This window comes from Nitrosomonas cryotolerans ATCC 49181 (genome assembly GCF_900143275.1).
Taxonomy (GTDB): domain Bacteria; phylum Pseudomonadota; class Gammaproteobacteria; order Burkholderiales; family Nitrosomonadaceae; genus Nitrosomonas; species Nitrosomonas cryotolerans.
This window is the reverse complement of sequence record NZ_FSRO01000001.1, coordinates 1,280,524-1,300,071: the sequence shown is the minus strand read 5'-3', so window position 1 is coordinate 1,300,071 and position 19,548 is coordinate 1,280,524. Positions and strand designations below refer to the sequence as shown.

The following is a 19,548-nucleotide window of genomic DNA, read 5'->3' as shown; positions in this document are numbered from 1 at the left end:
CCCCGATTTTTCTAGAATTCAAATAGCTGATGATGGCTCAGACGACGCGGCTGAAACGGTCCGGCACAGGCGGCAATTTCACGCATAATCAGCGCCGCATCGCCTTGCTTCAGGTGGGTGATATAAATCTCCGCCGGGCGTTGCAATTTTTCCAGCTCGGCCATCAGCAAATCAGGACACAGATGACGCGACTGGATCGCCACGGTTTTATTCTGATTGCTAAAGGCCGATTCAATAATCAGATAGCGTAAGTTTTCAATTTGATTGACCGCCCCCCACAAGGCATCATGGGAAGTGGTATCGCCCGTGAAAACCAGGCTGGCCTGGCCCGAATCCAGCTGAAAGCCCACTGCCGGCACGATATGATTGGCCGGCAACGGCGTAATTTTCCGCCCGCCCAGATCTACCGTTTCGCCCACCGCAATGGTTGCGTAGCGTAAATACGGCGCTTCGCTATCCGGAATCTGCGTAAAATCAGGCCAGATCGCTTCATTAAATAAATGCGTTTGCAGAATCGCCAAGGTGGGCTGGGTCGCATAAACCGTTAAGGGCTGATCCCGCATAGAACCCACGGTATCCACCAGAAAAGGAATGAAAGCCACATGATCGAGATGAGAATGGCTGACAAAAACATGATCAATACTGGCCAGCTCAGCGATACTCAAATCCCCCACACCCGTACCGGCATCAATCAATATATCGCTATCCAGCAGCAAGGCGGTGGTACGCGAGCGCCCGCCGATACCACCACTACAACCCAAGACTTTCAGCTTCAATCCGATTTACTCCGGGTAAATGTTATTTAATCAACAGGACAGGGATGACTGATAACTGCACCACCTTGTGGGCAATGGAGCCCAGCAATAAGCCTTTCACCGCACCGAGTCCGCGCGAGCCCATCACAATCTGATCGCAACCCTGCTCCGTAGCAAAATACACGATCATTTCGGCCACCTCGCCTACCGTCACATCAAACTGATAAGCCAGACCGGCCTGATCCATTAAGTCACGCGCCGGCTGCAGGCGTTTCAGTCCCTCTTCCTCGTGATAGTGCTTCACCTCGGCCGGGTCAACCAAAAAAGTAATATTGCCATTCAGCGGCGCTTGCACATTCAACAAGTGCACTGCCGGTATGACCTTATAGTTATCCAAAAATTGAATAAAATCAGCCACCGCTTTATTGGAATTATCAGAACCATCCACCGGTAGTAAAACGTTCATTATGACCTCCTCCTGATAGAAATACGCGCTGTATTAAAGCGATGACAGCGTGCCTGATCTCGATCTATCTTACGCTGTCACATTCATAAAATTTAGAATTTCAGGCTTCTGCCGTACTGCATCACGATAACCCAGATCCATTAGCGCCTGACAAAAAGCCGCTTCAAATAGCACATAACTCAATACAGTCGATCCATTGGGCCCCATTGCGCCAATCGCACGATATAACGAGCGCATCAACAGCGGCAGCGTGTGCGCATACTGCTGGGCGATTTCATTGATTTCTTCACTGGGAGAAATCATCATCGACTCAATGGGGCGCAACCGGGTATTGTGTTCCTTTAGTGTTTCGGGTGGAATCAATTTCAGAGTCTGATTAATGCGCTGCAAACGCTCCAGATCCAGGCTCAGACTGTCCACAAAAATACTGCTCATGACATGGCCGGCAATTTGCGCCAGCGGGGGATAATTGGACACCTTAACCCGACACGGCTCCTCATCCGTTACCTTATGCACCCCGATTAACAGTATTTTATCGGCACCCAGATGCAGCGCCGGACTGGTCGGTGCCAGTTGGCGCATAGAGCCGTCACCAAAGTATTCCCGGTTCAGTTTAACGGCGGGAAAGATAAAGGGAATCGCAGAAGAAGCCATCAGGTGATCAAGACCGATGCGCGCAGCAATCCCGATACGCTGTGCTCTTTTCCATGGTTTGATCCCCGGTGCCGCCTGAAAAAAGGTCACCGATTGTCCAGAGGTATAACCCCAGGCGGTGAGGCCCAATGCCTGTAGTGATCCGGCATGGATACATTTTTGAATGCCGTGAAATGGCAGGTGATGCTGGATTAATTGTGCCAGCGGCGCGTTATCCAATAAAGAAATACCGCGCTGGCGGCCGGATTCCCTGGATAGCAGCGAGATCAAACAACGCAGACTGTTATTGAGCACACCGACCAGATCAGAACGATGCACCTGGTTCACATGAAAACTCCCCCAGACCGCTTCGAGCTGCTGCACGCCGGCATAAAAATTATTCGCTGAAACAGCCAGGCTGGCCGCATTGATTGCGCCCGCCGAAGTACCACAGATGATCGGGAAAGGATTACGGGACGGCTCCGGTAGCATCTCCGCAATGGCACGCAACACGCCCACTTGATAAGCCGCGCGCGCGCCGCCGCCCGTCAGCACCAGTCCCACCTTGGGAGGGGGTTTAATGGTCTTGTCTTCGCTCACCGCCAGCTAATTCTGCTTGTATTTTTTCCAATGCCTCACGTAACGTTTCTTCGGGCAGGTCATTCAACGAACTAGAGAGCAGCCTGGCCGCTTCACAAGCATCATCCGGCAAAGCGTCGCTATCCAGATTGGCGACAAATACGGCGGCTGCACCCACAATATTCAGCAGGCTCTGACGCTCATTCATGAGTATTTCTATTTCGCTGCGTAACATGGAAATTTCTTCTTCCTCTAATGAAGTACGGGACATCATTCAACCCTTATAATATGAATACAATCGGTCATTTATTCGGCAATATACCAGAACTACCCGGCATACAAATCCTAAACTCTGTACTGTTTACCGTCTTGTTCTGCTATTCTTACACAATCTGAGACCGGAGGGATTCATCCCGCATCGCTGCCATGAATAATCATTTCCGTACCGAATGTTTCCCAGCAATTGAGCCCTATGATAGCGGAATGTTATCGCTAGACGAAACCCACACGATGTATTGGGAACAATCCGGCAACGCTCAGGGCATCCCGGTCGTTTTTCTTCATGGCGGACCCGGTGCCGGGGCATCGCCCTCACATCGCCGTTTTTTTGATCCCGACCATTACCGTATCATTATTTATGATCAGCGTGGCGCGGGACGCTCAACGCCCTTGGGTGAGATTCACAATAATACAACGCCTCACCTGATCAATGACCTGGAAGTATTACGGCAATATCTCAATATTGAAAAGTGGCTGGTTTTTGGTGGGTCCTGGGGCAGCACCCTGGCATTGGCCTATGGAGAGACTCATCCGGAACGTTGTCTGGGCTTTATTCTGCGCGGTATTTTTCTGTGTCGGAAAAGAGAAATTGACTGGTTTTTATATGGGTTACGCCATTTTTTTCCTGAAGCCTGGCGCGAGTTTGTCGCTCCGCTGTCCGCAACAGAACAAGAACAACTGCTCTATGCTTATTACCAACGCCTGATGCACCCTGACCCTGCGGTACATATGCCGGCAGCACGGGCCTGGAGTCGCTATGAAGGGGCCTGCTCGACATTACTGCCCAACCCGGAAATCATGCAGCATTTTTCAGATGACACGGTCGCATTGGGACTCGCGCGCATGGAAGCACACTACTTTAGTCACAACATTTTTCTGCCGGAAAATTATCTGCTGGAGCAGGTTCAGACACTCCACGAGATTCCCGCTACCATTGTACAAGGCCGCTATGACGCCGTCTGCCCCATCATCAGCGCCGACGACCTGCATCAGGCATGGCCACAGGCAGAATACATCATCGTGGATCAGGCCGGACATTCTGCCTGGGAACCCGGCATTCAGGCCGAACTGATCCGGGCAACCGAAAAATTTAAAACAAGGCTGTCCATCTGACGCTGCTGACGGTGCCAGTTCGATGCATCCTATATCCGCCAAGCAGGTTAAAAAGGGTACACGGACACCAATGCAGCGCAGAGCGCTAATGATTGGCCCCGCTGCACAATCGCTGACCTACCATCGCTGATCTACCATCGCTGATCTACCATCGTTGATCTATTCACGCAGCTGACCCGTAGTAGCGACCAGACGGGTAATATCCAATCGGCTGGCGGCACAGCTGGCCCCCATATTCTCATCAAAGGGCAACCGGCCCAGCAGGGGACAATCCAGCCGCTGCTGTAATGTCCGCATATTTTCTTCCTGTACGCTCATATGCGGATCAATCCCATTGGCAACCCAGCCCGCAAGCAGTAATCCACTGGCCTGTATAGCCTGTGCGGTCAACAAGGCATGATTCAGGCAACCCAACCGCAGCCCTACCACCAATATCACCGGAAGACCCAGCCTGCATGCGAGATCAGCGCCATCATATTGCTCACTCAGTGGAACCCGAAATCCCCCCACGCCCTCGATAATCACCACTTCAGCCAGCGTCTGCAGTTGCCGGTAAGCGTGCTGAATAACCGCCAGATCAATTTCAATGCCGGCTTGTATTGCCCCAATATGTGGGGAAACAGGCGGCACGAAAGCATAAGGATTGACAGAGTGGCGCGGCGCAGAAACCGTGCTGGCAGCGGTCAGCAGATCGACATCAGCCCACCGCCCATCCTCACAGCCAGCCACAACGGGCTTCATGCCCACAACACTACGGCCACTGGCGGCAAAGGCCTGCAGCAAGGCACAACTGACCCGTGTTTTACCAATATGGGTATCCGTTCCCGTCACGAAATAACTGCTGACCATCGGCGATAAGGCTATGGCTCAAGACCCAGCTGCATTCGGGTTTCCGGTGTCAACACCGATTTTCGGGAGGCCGGCTTCCAGGCGTGGCCATAAATCACTTCAAAGGTAGCGGGCAACCTGCCATCCTGACGCAGACTTTCGTACTGATCCGTTGCCTTTCGCCAGACCGTTTTTCCGGTCAAACCCGGCCGTCTGCCCTGTAGGGCGTTGTGGGCACCTATCGCCTTAAGATCACGCATCACACTCATGACATCATCATAGGTTAATGTCATGTATTCCATATCCATCACGGGTGTTGCAAAGCCGTTATGTACCAATAAGTCGCCAATATCATGCATATCCATAAAACGATTGACATGACTATAGCCATCCGCCTGCGCGAAAGCCTGACGTAATTCTTTCAGTGTATCCGGCCCAAATGTACTGAACATAAACAGACCATCCGTACGCAAAATACGATTCATTTCGGCAAAAGTCTGTTTCAAATCATTACACCATTGCAGCGCAAGATTTGACCATATCATGTCGACACAAGCGCTTTTAAGCGGCAATTGCTCGATGTCAGCACAGAGATAATGGGAGCTGCGCGGGCGCACAGGCAGCCATTGCCGCCACCTGGCAACCGCAGGACGTGCCTGTAACAGCATGGGTAACGCAATATCAGCGGCCAGAAGCTGGCTGGCAGGATAGCGTAGGCTTAATTTACGATGACCATAACCGGTGCCACTACCCGCATCGAGAATCGTATCCGGCATGTATTTAATGTAATCCAGACGTGACAGCATCCGATCACTGACTTCATGTTGCAGCACTGCGGCCTGATCATAATGGGCAGCCGCCTGTGCGAAAGCATGGCGCACCCGGCGTTTATCTAAAATGTGATCGTAATTCATATAGGCTCGTTATAAACTGTTCAGGATAGGATAAAAAGGGGGCGTGACCACAGTGCGGCAACATCACCAGTTTTGAATCGGGCAATTGCGCATGCATCCATCTCGCGGCAGCCGGGCTGGTTACCACATCATTCTCACCATGCAGCAATAAAACCGGTTGCGTAATCGCCGTCAGTTTTTCACGCAAATCACTCGTCAATAAAATTTCCAGTCCTTGTTGTAACGCTTCATGATCGGGCTGATTACGCCGAAAGAAGTTTTTCCGCAGCTGAGCCAGTGTCGCGGTTACATCGACTTCACCACTCACCTGCAGAGTTAGAAACCGATTGATGGTTGCCGCATAATTCTGAACCAGATTCTCCATAAACAGCTGCAGGATTTTTTTATCCATACCCCACTGCCAATCCACCCGATTGACGAAACACGGCGTGGTCGCAACCAGCGCCAGCGCCTTCACACGCAATGGCTCACGCAGCGCCAGTTCAATCGCTATCTGCCCACCCAGTGACCATCCGCAGACAATACCATTTTCAGGCAGAACGGCTGTCACGAGTTCGACGATATGCTCCAGCGTTCCAAATTCACCCACAGGGCTGAATCCATGCCCGGGGAGATCGACCAAATGGAGGCGATAACAGGCGGCCAGCCGATCGCGGACGCCCCCCCAGATACCGCCGTGCATGGCCCAGCCGTGTAATAAAACAAGATCGGGGCCCTGGCCCAATGATTCAACGTGTATCTTGCTCAAGCTATTGGTCTCTATCGATTAACAGACAATATCCCATTTAATTCCCTCTCAACTCTCTTTCAACCCGCTTTGGCCAGCTGCCATAGCGCGTTTGCCAACCGCTCGATATCCGCTGGCGTATGTGAAGCGGATAAAGAAATGCGCAGTCGCGCCGCACCCAAAGGGACTGTAGGCGGGCGAATAGCCGGCACCAGTATACCCTGCTCACGCAATCCGTCACTGATTCGCAGGGCTGCATCGCTGGCACCGATCATTAAAGGCTGGATGGGCGTCGTAGACGGCTGCAATGGCCAGCAAAGTGACTGTAATGCCTGTTTCAGCTGGACGATATGCCGGCTTAGCTGCTCGCGCCGCCATTCATCCTGTTCAATTAACCGAAGGCTGGTCAACAAGGTGCAGGGCAACAATGCCGGCGTCGCGGTCGTATAAATATAGCTGCGCGCAGACTGAATCAAGGTTTCAATGAGCTCTGATCGTGCGGCTACAAATGCGCCAAAAACACCCGCAGACTTACCCAGCGTAGCCATATAAATAATATTGGGCGAATGGGCACGAGCCTGACTGGCAGAAAACAAGACACCCCTACCCTGCTTGCCCAGCACGCCAAAACCATGCGCATCATCCAACAACAACCAGGCTTGATATTTTTCACAGAGCGCCTGTAATTGATCAACCGGCGCAATATCGCCATCCATACTGAACACTGCATCTGTCACAACGAGCTTACGGCGGGCTGGTGACATCGCCAATCGCCGTTCTAACGCAGTTAAGTCAAGATGCGGATAGCGGATCAGTTTCGCACGCGACAATAATGCCGCATCATTGAGCGAAGCATGGTTAAGCCGGTCAGCAAACACGGCATCGCCGCGCCCCAACAGAGCGGTAACAACGCCCATATTGGCCATATATCCGGTGGAAAACAATAACGCTTCGGGAAAGCCCGTAAAACGGGCGAGTGCCTGCTCCAGTTCATGATGAGCTGAAGAATGGCCATTAATCAGATGCGAAGCACCTGCCCCCACACCATATCGTCGCACGCCCTGACAAGCGGATTCAATCAGCTCAGGATGATTCGCTAAACCCAGGTAATCATTACTGCAAAATGCCAGATATTCGCGCCCCGCTATGGAGACATGGGTATCCTGAGGACCTTCAATTGTTCGCCGGACGCGGCGCAGTCCTTTTTCTTCCCGAACACGCAAGCGCTCAACGAGATCCGAATACATGGTGGTTACAGCGAACGCAGTCCCAGCTTATCAAACAGGGCGCGATCACGTTCCGTTTCCGGATTACCGGTTGTCAGCAGTTTGTCACCATAAAAAATAGAATTGGCACCCGCCAGGAAACATAATGCCTGTATCGCCTCCGACATCTCACGCCGGCCAGCAGATAATCGTACCATCGCTTTGGGCATCGTAATCCGTGCGGCCGCTATCGTCCGTACAAATTCAAATGGATCCAGTTCTTCCGTTCCGTATAGGGGTGTACCCTCAACCTGCACCAGATGATTAATCGGCACAGACTCCGGATAAGGGTCCAGATTCGCCAGTTGTGCAATCAATCCAGCCCGCGTACCACGGGATTCTCCCATTCCCACAATACCACCGCAACAGACATTAATGCCTGCGCCGCGCACTTCTTCCAAGGTATCAAGGCGATCCTGATAATTCCGCGTTGTAATGATCTCACCGTAAAATTCCGGTTCCGTATCGAGATTATGATTGTAATAATCCAATCCGGCCTGACTCAGTTGTTTGGCTTGCCCCGGTTTCAACATGCCCAGCGTCGCACAGGTCTCGAGCCCCAGTGCCTTCACTTCACCGATGATCTTTGTCATCTTATCAATATCACGCTGCTTGGGACCACGCCAGGCGGCCCCCATGCAAAATCGGGTCGCGCCCTGTTGTTTAGCTGCGGTTGCCGCTGAGATAATTTCATCCAGCGGGAGCATGTCTTGATTATCAACACCGGTATGATAACGGGCTGCTTGCGGACAATAACCACAGTCTTCAGGGCAGCCGCCCGTTTTGACAGAGATGAGCGTGGATAACTGCACTGCATTGGCATCGTGATATTGGCGGTGGACTCTCTGTGCACGATAGATCAGATCATTAAAGGGAGATTCCAATAATGCCTGAATCTGGGAAACACTCCAGGACGATGTACTGTCAGGGATATGAGACAGGCTATCTGGTTGCGGCTCTGTTAAGCTGGGGGTGAGTTGACTCATACGATTACCGACTCCTCTGTTAATTCGTAATCGGGGTACTGATGATCCCGTCTACATAAATAGGTAGAATGATCAATTATTTAGCTTCTGTTGTCAATTTATCTTTTGAATTGCTTAAACATCTGATTAAATATGATGCAAGTGTTTTTACAGAAAAATTGTTTACTCTGCGATATAGCCAGCAACCGGAATTTTTGCGAGCCTTGTTACCATAGTTTGCCGCAACTGCCTGCCAATCGCTGCTCCAACTGCTTATTGCCGATTACCGCGTCACACCGGTGTGGCGCTTGCCTGGCAAAACCACCTGCCTTTACCCGCGCCATTGCTGCATTGCGTTATGCCTTCCCTGTTGATGCACTGATACACGCGCTTAAATATCGGAGCAATCTCGCCATCACACCGATTCTGGCGGAGCTGCTGATTGAACAGTTGGCTATTTCGACACCACCGGATTTTATCGTGCCCATGCCGCTACATCCGGCAAGATTAAAAGAAAGGGGTTTTAATCAAGCCGTGGAGATCAGCCGCCATATTGCAAAACAATATCAGATCACTTTGTTATATGATGCTTGCAAACGGGTCAGGGATACGCCTTCCCAAACCGGGCTGACCTGGAAAGCACGCAAAAAAAATATACGTAATGCATTCAGTTGTGAAATGGATCTATCCGGCAAACATATTGCTGTGGTGGATGACGTCATGACGACCGGCGCAACGCTGAACGAACTGGCGAAAGTATTACGCAAATGTGGTGCCAGGGAAATCAGCAGCTGGATTATCGCAAGAGCGCTCCCTGAATCCAATCAGACTCTCTCACGCGCCCGATTCCAATGAATCGATCGAGCGGATAGTTTACTGGAAATGACCCTTGCCGATGCATTGATCCAATTTTGACATCCTCCCCTTCCTAAACGAAGGGGATTCCTAGCGATTTATTAAGCCGTTAAGAGTAGGTTTGTATTGCTACTGCCTACTGGTTCCTGCTTTTTAGACGAAACTAACGTTTCAACTCCACAGGCTAACAAGCGATGTCCTCGCTCAAGTACATTCAAGGCACCTACCAAGTCGGCATTGGCTTTAAATCCACATTCTGTACATTCAAAAGCACTTTGGCTTTTGCGATTGTCACGACTAACATGTTGACATCTAGGGCAGGTTTGAGAGGTGTATTGAGGGTTTACCTTCAATACATCCCCGCCTGAACAAGCCTGTTTATACTCCAAAAACGAAACGAACATTCCCCATCCTTGGTCAAGAATGGATTTGTTTAGACCCGATTTCGCTTTGACGTTTTTACCATGCTTTTCAACACTGCCCTTGGCACTCTTAGACATGTTTCCTATCTTTAAATTCTCAACTACGACCATTGCGTGATTTTTGCTGATTTCGGTTGAGGTTTTGTGTAAGAAGTCTAAACGAGCATTGGCAATACGCTCATGCAGTCGGGTAATGATTTGTTTCTGCTTTTTCCAGTTAGCAGAGAAACGGACTTTTTTAGACAGCTTACGCTGTTCAAAAGCCAGTTTCTTTGATAACTTTCTGAAACTGTTTAAAGGTTCTACGTATGAGCCGTCTGACAAGGTTGCAAAGCGGGTAACGCCCATATCAACACCAATCATACTGGTTGAGCTATGACGCTTTAGCTCGGTCTCGTACTCAGTCTGAATCGACACGTACCAATAACCGCCTTTACGGGAAATCGTCATATTTTTAACGTCACCAATGACTTGGCGTGAATTACGATATTTCACCCAACCGATTTTAGGCAAGAACACTTTGCTAGACTCTTGCTCCAGCTTAAATCCTTGTGGATAACGAAAGCTGTCACTCAAACCTTTTTTCTTGAATTTTGGAATCCGTTTTAAAGGCTGTTTTTTATCAAAACCGTCTTTGAACGCTTTTTCTAAGTTTTTTAAGGCTTGTTGCAACGGTTGAGAATGAACGGTTTTTAGAAATCCATAATCTTCTGAGGATTTCCATAGCTTTAGCCAAAATGACAACTCGTTGTACCAAAGCAATGGCTGTTTCTGCTCTAATCTGAACAGATTCATTGCTAAGGCTTTATTCCAAACAAACCGATTAGCACCTGCAAACTCAACCATCTTCTGTACTTGGTCAGAATTTGGATTGAGTCGAGATTTAAAGGCTTTGCGTATAATCTGCTTCATGGTTATAATTATACAAAAAGGAATTGGTCTATGCAAGTTAATAACGATATAACAACAGGAAGACATTGAGTTTTTAATCTTCATGTTCATTTGGTCTTTGTAACAAAATACCGTAGAGATGTTTTCTCCGGAAGGGTATTAATTGATTTGGAAGAAATATTTAAAAACGTGTGTTTGGATTTTGAAGCAGAATTGGTGGAATTTAACGGTGAGCATGATCATATTCACCTTTTAGTTAACTATCCACCAAAAATTGCTATTTCTAACTTGGTAAATAGTTTGAAAGGCGTTTCAAGCCGACTTATTCGCAAAAAGAATTATCCCGAAATTAAAAATAAGCTTTGGGGTAATATGCTTTGGAGTCCAAGCTATTTTGCGGGTAGTTGTGGTGGAGCACCACTCTCGATTATTAAGCAGAGACCTTTGCAAAAGCCCTCACCATAAGTTTTTGACTATTGATTATAAAAGATTAATTTTTCAACTGTAGGGGTTTTGCAAAGGCCTCAGCAATATATTGAACAACAGCAAAGACCGTATTAAACAGGTTTCGCCTGTGCGCTTATATCTCCGCCCTGAAGGACGAAGTTTTACGCGCTATTTGATAATGATCCCTTCACACAACTTTCAAACGCGTTGATTCACGCGGTTTTAACCATACGTTCTGTTTATGTTCAACATTATTCTTTTTCAACCTGAAATACCCCCCAATACAGGCAATATTATTCGCCTATGTGCCAATACCGGTATAAAACTGCACCTTGTCAGGCCACTGGGCTTCGTTCTAAAGGACAAACAGTTATTACGAGCGGGATTGGATTATCACGAATTTGCAAACATGCGCCTACATGAAAATTGGCAGGATTGCGTCAGGAATCTACACGGACACCGTATTTTTGCTATCTCCACCAAGGGAACACAACGCCATGACCAAATTACTTATACCCGTGGTGATGCTTTTTTGTTTGGCGCAGAGAGTTGTGGTTTACCGAAAGAAATACTGGAAAGCCTCCCTGAACAGCATCGTATTCGCATACCCATGATACCGACCAGCCGCAGTCTCAATTTATCCAATGCAGTGGCTGTCATCGCTTATGAAGCCTGGCGGCAGACAGGATTTCAAGAAGGCCGCTAAAATAGCTCTAGCGCAGGTTAAGGCTCTCCTTCAATATACGGGGCGTAATAAAGATCAATAATTCCCGTTTATCATCCTGCTTTGAAGTGTTGCGGAAAAGATGTCCCAGTATCGGTATATCACCCAATAAAGGCAGCTTATTAACGATCTGGTTTTCTGTTTGTTCGAAAATACCCCCAATCACCACGGTTCCTCCATTTTCTACCAGAACCTTGGTAGTTACCTGCTTCGTACTGATAGAAGGCGGCAAGAACTGATTAACGCTCTCGCCGATTTTATCCTGATTTATATTGAGTTCCATGTCTATCTGATTATCATGCGTAATCAATGGCTTCACTTTCAAACTCAGGGTTGCATCTCTAAACACAACACTGGTCGCACCACTGCTCGTCGCCTGTTGAAAGGGAACCCGGTCACCCTGTTCAATAACTGCCTCCACTCCATGCGCCGTCACAACCCGCGGACTGGCAATAATCCTCCCCTTTTTATCAGATTCCAGTGCCGATAACTCTAGATTAATCAAAGTCCCATCATTAATTTTCATCAAGCTCAGACCCAGTGCAACCGGACCACCAAGAGCGCCAATACCCGCCGCAGGCAAATTGACATTCAGGTTATCACTCCCGCTAGGCGCTCTACCTGCAGCCAGTCCACTCGAGCTGGATAGATTGCCGGATATGCCGAGATTACGGCTGCCCATCCGGGTGGCATTCTGAAGACCAAAGCGGGCACCCAGGTTGCGACTAAAGGTGTCCGTTGCTTCAACAATGCGCGCTTCGATCATAACCTGCCTTTCAAAAACATCCAGCCTCTTAATACGGCGCTTGATTTCATTCAATTTATCAGGAATATCTGTAGCCGTCAGCGTATTACTGATTTCATCCACATTAACACTGCCACGCTTACTCATCATTCCTTCAAACGAGATGGAATTTACCCGACGATGGATCAATTGAAACGTTTCTGTACGGAGCTGCTCCATCTCGGCTTTTTGTAAACGGGATTCCAGTTCCAGCAATTCTCTGTCAGCCATTTCCTTACGCGGGGCAACAAAAATAACATTACCTGTTTTACGCTTATCCAGCGCCGTGGCCTGAAGTATGATATCCAGTGCCTGGTCCCAAGGCACATCTTTTAAACGTAATGTGAGATTACCACCTACCGTATCACTGGCAATAACATTCAGATTGGTAAAATCAGCAATGACCTGCAATACCGCCCGGATCTCCACGTTCTGAAAATTCAAAGACAGTTTCTCGCCAGTATAGCCTCCATTCGCTAACCGTCTGCTGGCCAGTTCATCCTCAATCTCCACCAGCGGCCTCACCTCTAAAATAAATTGTGTATCCGTTTGTCTGGCCGAATGCTCCCACCGTCCTCTGGATTTAACGACCATACGGACATTATCCCCCTGGGTAAACATTTCAATGGTTTGTATCGGTGTTACGAAATCGATGACATCCAATCCCCTGGCCAGATTGCTGGGCAAACGCGTCTTCACGAACTCGACCACAAGATCTTCCCCTTGTTGATGAACATCTATACCCGCGCCTGGGTATAACAGGTCGACTTCTATGCGCCCTTCTCCATTGATTCCCCGACGAAAATCAATATCCTGCAAGCTGTTCAATTCCTGATCAGGCGTATCTTGAGCAAAATATACGGCCGAACTGCCTGCCTTACTTTCAGTGACGGTATTCAGTTTAATTAAAAAGGTATCGCCTTCAACCCAGGTTTCATGACTCATGGGCTTAGATAGATTCATCACCAGACGCGTGCGATTCTCAACTTGTACAACATTAATACTATCTAAATCACCTTCATCCACTTTTTGATTATTCTTATCCAAACCATTGGAAATATTAAAAAAATCGAAATAAATTCGAATAGGATTACTCAGAGAAATACCCAGAGGAGTGGAATCAAGAGCGTGATCTAAAGTTAACTTCACGACAACAGCCCCATTTTGAATCTTGGAAACGTCAATCGCCTTAATGCGATTTTGTGTTATTTCGATCTTCGGCTCGGATACAGCAAAAGTCACCGGGATGAATGTAACGGACAAAAATACAAACCCTAACCATAGGATATTATTCATCAACTTAATTGGCTCCACTCTTCTGCCTCTGATCTTCCAGCATCAGCGTACTGATGCGCTCAGTCCATTCATTAGTACCTTCTTGCACGATTTCCCGTAGTGTCACTGTATATTCTGAAATATGGTTGATTTTTCCGAAATTCTGACCTAGATAATTACCCACTTTTACTCGGTGTAACGGGCCATCGGATGACTTAATCAAGGCATAAACGGCTTCACCTTGCTGTAAAGAGCCAACCATTTTCAGATTTTCCAGGGGAAAATCTTCCAATAATTCCTTGCGACGCTTTAAGTCAGGCTGAAGCCCGCTATCAACATGTTGTGTCGGATCTTTTTTACGCGGCATAAAAGGATTCGGAATATCAAAAGCTTCATAGGTAAAATATTGATAAGGCTTCACCTCCGGCAGAGGGTCAACCTTCCCGCGCAGGTCCTTTCCGGAATTCTGAATAAATTCATCCAGATCACTGTAATCCGTTCCACTACAGGCAGTAATGATGAATAACACCAGGAACAAAAGTAAATGAGGCGATTTCATCATGGCTCACTTGTGTCCTGATTAGCCATTTCCTCACTATCAAGATAGCGAAATGTTTTCGCAACCGCATTGAGCACCAGATTTTCATCCTTACCTGAAGAAATATGAATATCATTTAATGTCACAATACGGGATAGTTGTGACACATCACTGGCGAATGCACCAATGGCATGATAGCTACCTGCCACACGAACGGTGACGGGTAGTTCGGCATAAAAATCATGGATCGTCTCATTCGCCGCCGGTTTAAATAGTTCAAACTGCAAGCCACGACCCAGTCCCGCCTGATTAATATCGGCTAATAATGCTTCCATCTCGGATTTATCAGGTAATTGCTTCAACAAGGTGCTCAGCGACTGTTCTATTTCCGCTAGTTGTTGCCTGAGTACATCCAGATTAACCGCAATTTTTTTTTTGGCCAGATAGGTTTCCTTGAGCACGGCTTCCTCTGTTCGCGTATTATCTAAAACCTCTAATTGTGTCTGCCAATCCAAGAAATATCCGGCCGCGATAATAGTGACCATTAAAATAGCCAGTGCAGCAGCTTTGACTATGTTCGGCCAGCTTCCAGGGTCATTCGTGTCAAGCAGTTGCAGTTCCTCAAGCAAATTCATGCCAAATTAACCCTTAGATTTCTCAATATCATTGACGGAAAATTTCTTAATATCCCCATTTGATGGCTGAAGCAACTGTATATTCAGATTAAATTCATTGAGACGCGCGTTATTGACCGTAACCGCTTTAATTTCGATCAACGATGGAGATTGAAGCCATTCAGAAGATTCAAGATTACGCATTAGCCTGGATACCCAGGCATTAGATTGTGCGTAGCCTACCAAATTAATGTTACGACCCTCTTGCTTTACGCTATGCAAATGAACACCATCCGGCAACAATCTTGCTAACTGGTCTAATAAATGCACCACTTCAGCTCGACTGCTTTGTAAGGTTTCAACAATACCCTTGCGTACTAACAGTACTTGCGTTTTTGATTTGATTTGCTTGATTTCCTCAATCTGTTTGTCCAAAAGCGCAATTTGGTTACTCATATACTGATTACGGTTATTTTGATACTCAATTTTATCCATGATAACAATATGCCCCCCCCAGACAATCGCAATGCCTAACAGACCAGTTATCCCGGCCAATAGGATAATTTGCTGCCGACGTATTTTACGTTTAAGTTCACGATGAGGGAGTAAGTTAATACGTATCATGCGGGATCAAAACTACGCATAGCCAAACCGCAGGCGATTAAAAGAGAAGGGGCATCGAGGTTGAGCTGTTTTGGGACAATATGATTCGATAACTCCATACTTGAAAAAGGATTTACAACCAGGGTGCTGACTTGTGTGCGTGTCGCAATGGTTTCTTTTAGCCCTGGAATAACAGCGCACCCCCCCGCAATCAGAATATAGTTGATCTCGCCATATTGTGTTGAAGTAAAGAAAAACTGAATGGCACGCATAACCTCAACAGATAACGTTTCACAAAATGGCTGCAGCACATCTGTCTGATAGTTATCTGGCAAATTTCCGCTGCGTTTCGCCATTTCCGCTTCTTCTAATGAAAGATTGTATTGGTTTCGAATTTCTTGAGTCAGCTGATTACCACCAAATGGCTGGTCTCGCATATAAACAAATTCACCATTATGCAATACATTAATGCTCATAACGGTTGCACCTATATCGATCAAGGCAATGACCTGATCCTTGCCATCATCAAGAAGCTGGTTTTTAATTAATTCAAAAGCAGCCTGGGCAGCATAAGGCTCAACATCCATGATCATTGCTTTAAGGCCTGCCGACAATGCTGCGGCCACACGATCTTCTACCTTATCCTTACGTGAAGCCGCGATCAACACTTCTATTTCGTCAGGGCTATCAACAAGATGTTTGGTTATTTGAAAATCCAGATTGACTTCTTCCAGCGCAAAAGGAATATATTGACCGGCTTCATTTTCAACCTGGAAAGCCAGGTCATCTTCCCTTTGCCCTGCAGGAACAATAATTTTTTTGGTAATAACGTCTGCCGAAGGTAATGCTAGCGCAATATTCTTAAGCTTTGCATTCATACGCTTCCAGCCCTGCCGCATACTCTCACTCACCGCTTCCAGATTAACAATACCGCCATCTTGCATAGTACCTTCCGGTAGTGGTTCAATTGCATAACGCTCAATACGATAAATACCCTTCTCTTTATCTACTAATGAAAGCTCAACCATTTTTACTGACGATGAGCTGATATCGACACCGATTAATAGTGGCGATTTCATTTTCAAGAAATCTATATTGATATTAAAATTTTCCTGGAACATTGATCTATTGGTAACGGTACACGTCAGTTTTTAGCGGCTGAATGCAGCGAGGATATATGAAATGTGTCTCTTTTTTGTCAAAAATCGCCGAAACAACCTATAGAACCCATGTCAATTCTGGCAGACTCTGAGAGAATACTATTGATGGAAAAACAATATATATACCCCTTATAAAGATATATATATATTCTTATTTTTTACTTTTTGTTCCATTTTATAAAGCTTACTTTCATGTTAATTCGTTGGTTGTATTACCCTTTCATAGCATTCTTCGCATTTGGTCTGATCGGTATGCTCTTAGTTGGATTTGCTGCACTTATTATTACCCCAACATTGCCATCCCTTGAGGTATTGACTGATTATAGACCGAAAATACCCTTACGCGTATATAGTGCAGAAGGCTTATTGATAGGCGAATTTGGTGAGGAACGCCGCAATGTTGTAAAAATTGACGAAGTCCCGGAATATCTTAAACAGGCAATCTTAGCAGCCGAGGATGATCGATTTTATGAGCATGGTGGCGTTGATTACATGGGCGTCTTACGCGCAATTTATTCTAATTTTTCTGCTGGAGGGGTACGTCAGGGCGCCAGCACCATCACCATGCAGGTGGCACGAAATTTTTTCCTCAAAAGGGAAAAAACGCTGACAAGAAAATTCAGTGAAGCCTTACTGGCATTTAAAATTGAGCACAACCTAAGTAAAGATAAAATTCTAGAGCTTTACATTAACCAGATTTATTTGGGACAACGGAGTTATGGCTTTGCTGCAGCCACTCAAGCCTATTTTGGCAAACAACTTAAGAATATCAATCTTGCCGAAGCCGCCATGCTTGCAGGCTTACCTAAGGCACCATCACACTTTAACCCGGTCATCAATCCCAAACGTGCCAAAACAAGGCAGCTTTATGTGCTACGCCGTATGCATAAGCTCAATCACATCACCAGTCAGGAATTAGCAAGCTTAGAAAAACAACCGGTTCCTGTCAAAAAACAAGCACGAACCTTTGCAATGCATGCGGATTATGTCGCTGAAATGGCGCGTCAGGTCGTATATGAACGTTTTCAGGAAGAAACTTATACAAGAGGTTTTAAGGTCTACACAACCATAAGACAGTCTGATCAGAATGCAGCATATCAGGCACTACGCAAGAACGTCATTGATTATGATATCCGTCATGGCTATCGTGGCCCCGAAGCTTTCATAGATTTATTTAAATATGGAAGCAATCAGGAAAAAACGCTGGAAGAAGCACTCGAGAATATAAATGATAGTGATGATATTTACGCGGCCATAGTCCTGGCTGCTAAACCAAATGCAATCCAGGCATACCGAAAAGGAGGGGAGATTATCCAGATTACTGGTGCCGGTCTCAAGCTGGTTCAAAAATTCATTACTGATAAAACAGGCGCCAGTAAAAAGCATATCAGTCCAGGTGCCCTGATTCGAATACGGAAAGATAATAACCATGTATGGCACGTTGCACAACTTCCTGAAGTAGAAGCCGCGTTGGTTTCTATTAACCCAGAAGATGGCGCTGTCCGCGCATTAATAGGCGGATTTGATTTTGCTCAGAATCAATTTAATCATGTTACACAGGCATGGCGACAACCCGGTTCCAGTTTCAAACCGTTTATTTATTCGGCCTCTTTAGAGAAAGGCTTTACTCCCGCAACGATCATCAATGATGCACCATTATCTTTTAATACAGCTCAGACGGGAGGCAAGCTGTGGGAACCAAGAAATTTTGATGGTAAATACAGCGGACCAATACGCATGCGTGTCGCACTTGCAAAATCAAAAAACCTCGCATCGATCCGCATTCTGCAGGCTATCGGTCTTCAGTACGCGCAAGACTATATCACCCGTTTTGGTTTCGAGGCGGACCGACATCTCCCCTATCTACCAATGGCACTCGGTGCAGGATCTGTTACACCAATGCAAATGGCGGCAGGCTATGCCGTATTTGCAAATGGAGGCTTCCGTATTTCACCTTACTTCATAAAACAAATAGAAGATGACAAGGGCAACATATTGGAACGCATGCAACCCGCAATTGCTTCAAAAGGTGCTAAGCAAATTATAGATCCACGCAACGCATTCATCATGACCAGCATGATGCAGGATGTTATCAATCAAGGCACTGCCGCCCATGCCAGACAACTGGGGCGCACCGATCTCGCGGGAAAAACGGGTACTACAAGCAATTCTCTCGATGCCTGGTTTTGTGGTTTCCAAAAAGATTTGGTTACCGTCACTTGGATAGGATTTGATGATCCCAAGTCATTAGGTAGCAGTGAAACAGGCGGTCGTGTCGCTCTACCAATCTGGATGGACTATATGGGTAAAGTATTAAAAAACGTTCCCATGGCTAAATATACGCTTCCGGAAGGCATCGTCACCTCAAGAATCAATCCAGACACGGGTTTAAGAGAACAAGGAGGCAGACTAACCGAGTATTTTTTTCATGAACAGCTCCCACCCTTAGCAGATATCTACGTTGATAATGCGAACAGGGTGACAGAAGATTTAAAAGACCAGCTATTTTAATTATTTACAAAAAATAAGTATGAGGCCATCATGGCTTAACCAAATACTTAAGACATGATGGCGCCTTATCTAGGATGGATTCTATGAGACTTTTGCAAAAACCCTCGTCAGAAGTTTTCTACTATTGATTATAAAGGGTTAATTTTTCAACTATTGGGATTTTTCAAAGGTCACTCTATTTTTTTATACTGATCTTTCAG

The 19,548-nt window shown here is 46.8% G+C and carries 19 protein-coding genes and 1 pseudogene; 5 read left to right on the top strand and 15 right to left on the bottom strand.

The features are described 5' to 3' along the window. Nucleotides 1-11: 11 nt before the first annotated feature. The 4 genes from BUQ89_RS05825 to BUQ89_RS05810 form a co-directional block, all read right to left on the bottom strand. The gene (locus BUQ89_RS05825; RefSeq protein ID WP_028462330.1) at nucleotides 12-776 is read right to left on the bottom strand and encodes a 3',5'-cyclic-nucleotide phosphodiesterase; all 765 of its coding nucleotides are present in this window, start codon (nucleotides 774-776) and stop codon (nucleotides 12-14) included. 22 nt (nucleotides 777-798) lie between these two features. Continuing rightward, nucleotides 799-1,221: a universal stress protein gene (locus BUQ89_RS05820; protein ID WP_245812914.1), complete on the bottom strand. Its 423-nt coding sequence runs from the start codon at nucleotides 1,219-1,221 to the stop codon at nucleotides 799-801. 69 nt (nucleotides 1,222-1,290) lie between these two features. Next, entirely contained in the window at nucleotides 1,291-2,454 is a 1,164-nt protein-coding gene (locus tag BUQ89_RS05815; protein ID WP_051537722.1) for a patatin-like phospholipase family protein, read from the bottom strand. Beyond that, nucleotides 2,432-2,707: a hypothetical protein gene (locus tag BUQ89_RS05810; RefSeq protein ID WP_425434857.1), complete on the bottom strand. Its 276-nt coding sequence runs from the start codon at nucleotides 2,705-2,707 to the stop codon at nucleotides 2,432-2,434. Before BUQ89_RS05810 ends, BUQ89_RS05815 begins: the two co-directional genes overlap by 23 nt. Nucleotides 2,708-2,859: 152 nt before the next feature. Here BUQ89_RS05810 and pip point away from each other — a divergent pair, with 152 nt between their 5' ends. Then, nucleotides 2,860-3,825 carry a prolyl aminopeptidase gene (gene pip, locus BUQ89_RS05805; RefSeq protein ID WP_028462334.1) on the top strand — a complete coding sequence of 322 codons (966 nt, stop codon included), beginning with the start codon at nucleotides 2,860-2,862 and terminating at the stop codon, nucleotides 3,823-3,825. A 159-nt stretch (nucleotides 3,826-3,984) separates the two neighbouring features. Here pip and bioD read toward each other — a convergent pair whose 3' ends face one another. From bioD to bioB, 5 genes are read right to left on the bottom strand one after another with little or no spacing between them, the layout of a single operon-like run. Continuing rightward, nucleotides 3,985-4,674 carry a dethiobiotin synthase gene (gene bioD / locus BUQ89_RS05800; protein ID WP_028462335.1) on the bottom strand — a complete coding sequence of 230 codons (690 nt, stop codon included), beginning with the start codon at nucleotides 4,672-4,674 and terminating at the stop codon, nucleotides 3,985-3,987. 11 nt (nucleotides 4,675-4,685) lie between these two features. Next, nucleotides 4,686-5,567 (bottom strand): malonyl-ACP O-methyltransferase BioC, encoded by an 882-nt coding sequence (gene bioC / locus BUQ89_RS05795; protein WP_028462336.1) that lies wholly within the window; start codon nucleotides 5,565-5,567, stop codon nucleotides 4,686-4,688. Next, nucleotides 5,542-6,315, bottom strand: a complete 774-nt coding sequence (bioH, locus tag BUQ89_RS05790; RefSeq protein WP_028462337.1) for a pimeloyl-ACP methyl ester esterase BioH — start codon at nucleotides 6,313-6,315, stop codon at nucleotides 5,542-5,544. The genes bioC and bioH overlap by 26 nt, the downstream gene beginning before the upstream one ends. A 59-nt stretch (nucleotides 6,316-6,374) precedes the next feature. Beyond that, on the bottom strand, nucleotides 6,375-7,541 hold the full coding sequence (gene bioF / locus BUQ89_RS05785; protein ID WP_028462338.1) for an 8-amino-7-oxononanoate synthase: 1,167 nt from the start codon (nucleotides 7,539-7,541) through the stop codon (nucleotides 6,375-6,377). Between the two features lie 5 nt (nucleotides 7,542-7,546). Continuing rightward, nucleotides 7,547-8,545: a biotin synthase BioB gene (gene bioB / locus BUQ89_RS05780; protein WP_028462339.1), complete on the bottom strand. Its 999-nt coding sequence runs from the start codon at nucleotides 8,543-8,545 to the stop codon at nucleotides 7,547-7,549. 216 nt (nucleotides 8,546-8,761) lie between these two features. Here bioB and BUQ89_RS05775 point away from each other — a divergent pair, with 216 nt between their 5' ends. Continuing rightward, nucleotides 8,762-9,379 carry a ComF family protein gene (locus BUQ89_RS05775; RefSeq protein ID WP_245812913.1) on the top strand — a complete coding sequence of 206 codons (618 nt, stop codon included), beginning with the start codon at nucleotides 8,762-8,764 and terminating at the stop codon, nucleotides 9,377-9,379. Between the two features lie 101 nt (nucleotides 9,380-9,480). Here the strand turns inward: BUQ89_RS05775 and BUQ89_RS05770 are convergent, their stop codons facing one another. Further along, a complete protein-coding gene (locus BUQ89_RS05770; RefSeq protein WP_074202485.1) occupies nucleotides 9,481-10,713 on the bottom strand; it encodes an RNA-guided endonuclease InsQ/TnpB family protein in 1,233 nt (410 codons plus the stop codon). Between the two features lie 30 nt (nucleotides 10,714-10,743). Between BUQ89_RS05770 and tnpA the strand changes: the two are divergent. Continuing rightward, nucleotides 10,744-11,157: pseudogene (gene tnpA / locus BUQ89_RS05765) on the top strand (IS200/IS605 family transposase). A 223-nt stretch (nucleotides 11,158-11,380) separates the two neighbouring features. Further along, nucleotides 11,381-11,845: a tRNA (uridine(34)/cytosine(34)/5-carboxymethylaminomethyluridine(34)-2'-O)-methyltransferase TrmL gene (trmL, locus tag BUQ89_RS05760; protein ID WP_028461286.1), complete on the top strand. Its 465-nt coding sequence runs from the start codon at nucleotides 11,381-11,383 to the stop codon at nucleotides 11,843-11,845. A 7-nt stretch (nucleotides 11,846-11,852) separates the two neighbouring features. On the opposite strand, the gene BUQ89_RS05755 is transcribed toward trmL, so the two are convergent. From BUQ89_RS05755 to BUQ89_RS05735, 5 genes are read right to left on the bottom strand one after another with little or no spacing between them, the layout of a single operon-like run. Next, complete coding sequence (locus tag BUQ89_RS05755; RefSeq protein ID WP_028461287.1) at nucleotides 11,853-13,943, bottom strand: type IV pilus secretin PilQ; 2,091 nt, start codon at nucleotides 13,941-13,943, stop codon at nucleotides 11,853-11,855. A gap of 4 nt (nucleotides 13,944-13,947) precedes the next feature. Then, nucleotides 13,948-14,484 carry a pilus assembly protein PilP gene (locus tag BUQ89_RS05750; protein ID WP_028461288.1) on the bottom strand — a complete coding sequence of 179 codons (537 nt, stop codon included), beginning with the start codon at nucleotides 14,482-14,484 and terminating at the stop codon, nucleotides 13,948-13,950. Beyond that, the gene (locus BUQ89_RS05745; protein ID WP_028461289.1) at nucleotides 14,481-15,095 is read right to left on the bottom strand and encodes a type IV pilus inner membrane component PilO; all 615 of its coding nucleotides are present in this window, start codon (nucleotides 15,093-15,095) and stop codon (nucleotides 14,481-14,483) included. The genes BUQ89_RS05750 and BUQ89_RS05745 overlap by 4 nt, the downstream gene beginning before the upstream one ends. A gap of 6 nt (nucleotides 15,096-15,101) precedes the next feature. Further along, nucleotides 15,102-15,698 (bottom strand): PilN domain-containing protein, encoded by a 597-nt coding sequence (locus tag BUQ89_RS05740; RefSeq protein WP_051537566.1) that lies wholly within the window; start codon nucleotides 15,696-15,698, stop codon nucleotides 15,102-15,104. Continuing rightward, complete coding sequence (locus BUQ89_RS05735) at nucleotides 15,695-16,798, bottom strand: pilus assembly protein PilM (RefSeq protein ID WP_028461290.1); 1,104 nt, start codon at nucleotides 16,796-16,798, stop codon at nucleotides 15,695-15,697. Before BUQ89_RS05735 ends, BUQ89_RS05740 begins: the two co-directional genes overlap by 4 nt. A 231-nt stretch (nucleotides 16,799-17,029) precedes the next feature. Between BUQ89_RS05735 and BUQ89_RS05730 the strand changes: the two genes are divergently transcribed. Continuing rightward, nucleotides 17,030-19,348, top strand: a complete 2,319-nt coding sequence (locus BUQ89_RS05730) for a penicillin-binding protein 1A (RefSeq protein WP_028461291.1) — start codon at nucleotides 17,030-17,032, stop codon at nucleotides 19,346-19,348. The last annotated feature ends 200 nt before the right edge of the window (nucleotides 19,349-19,548 follow it).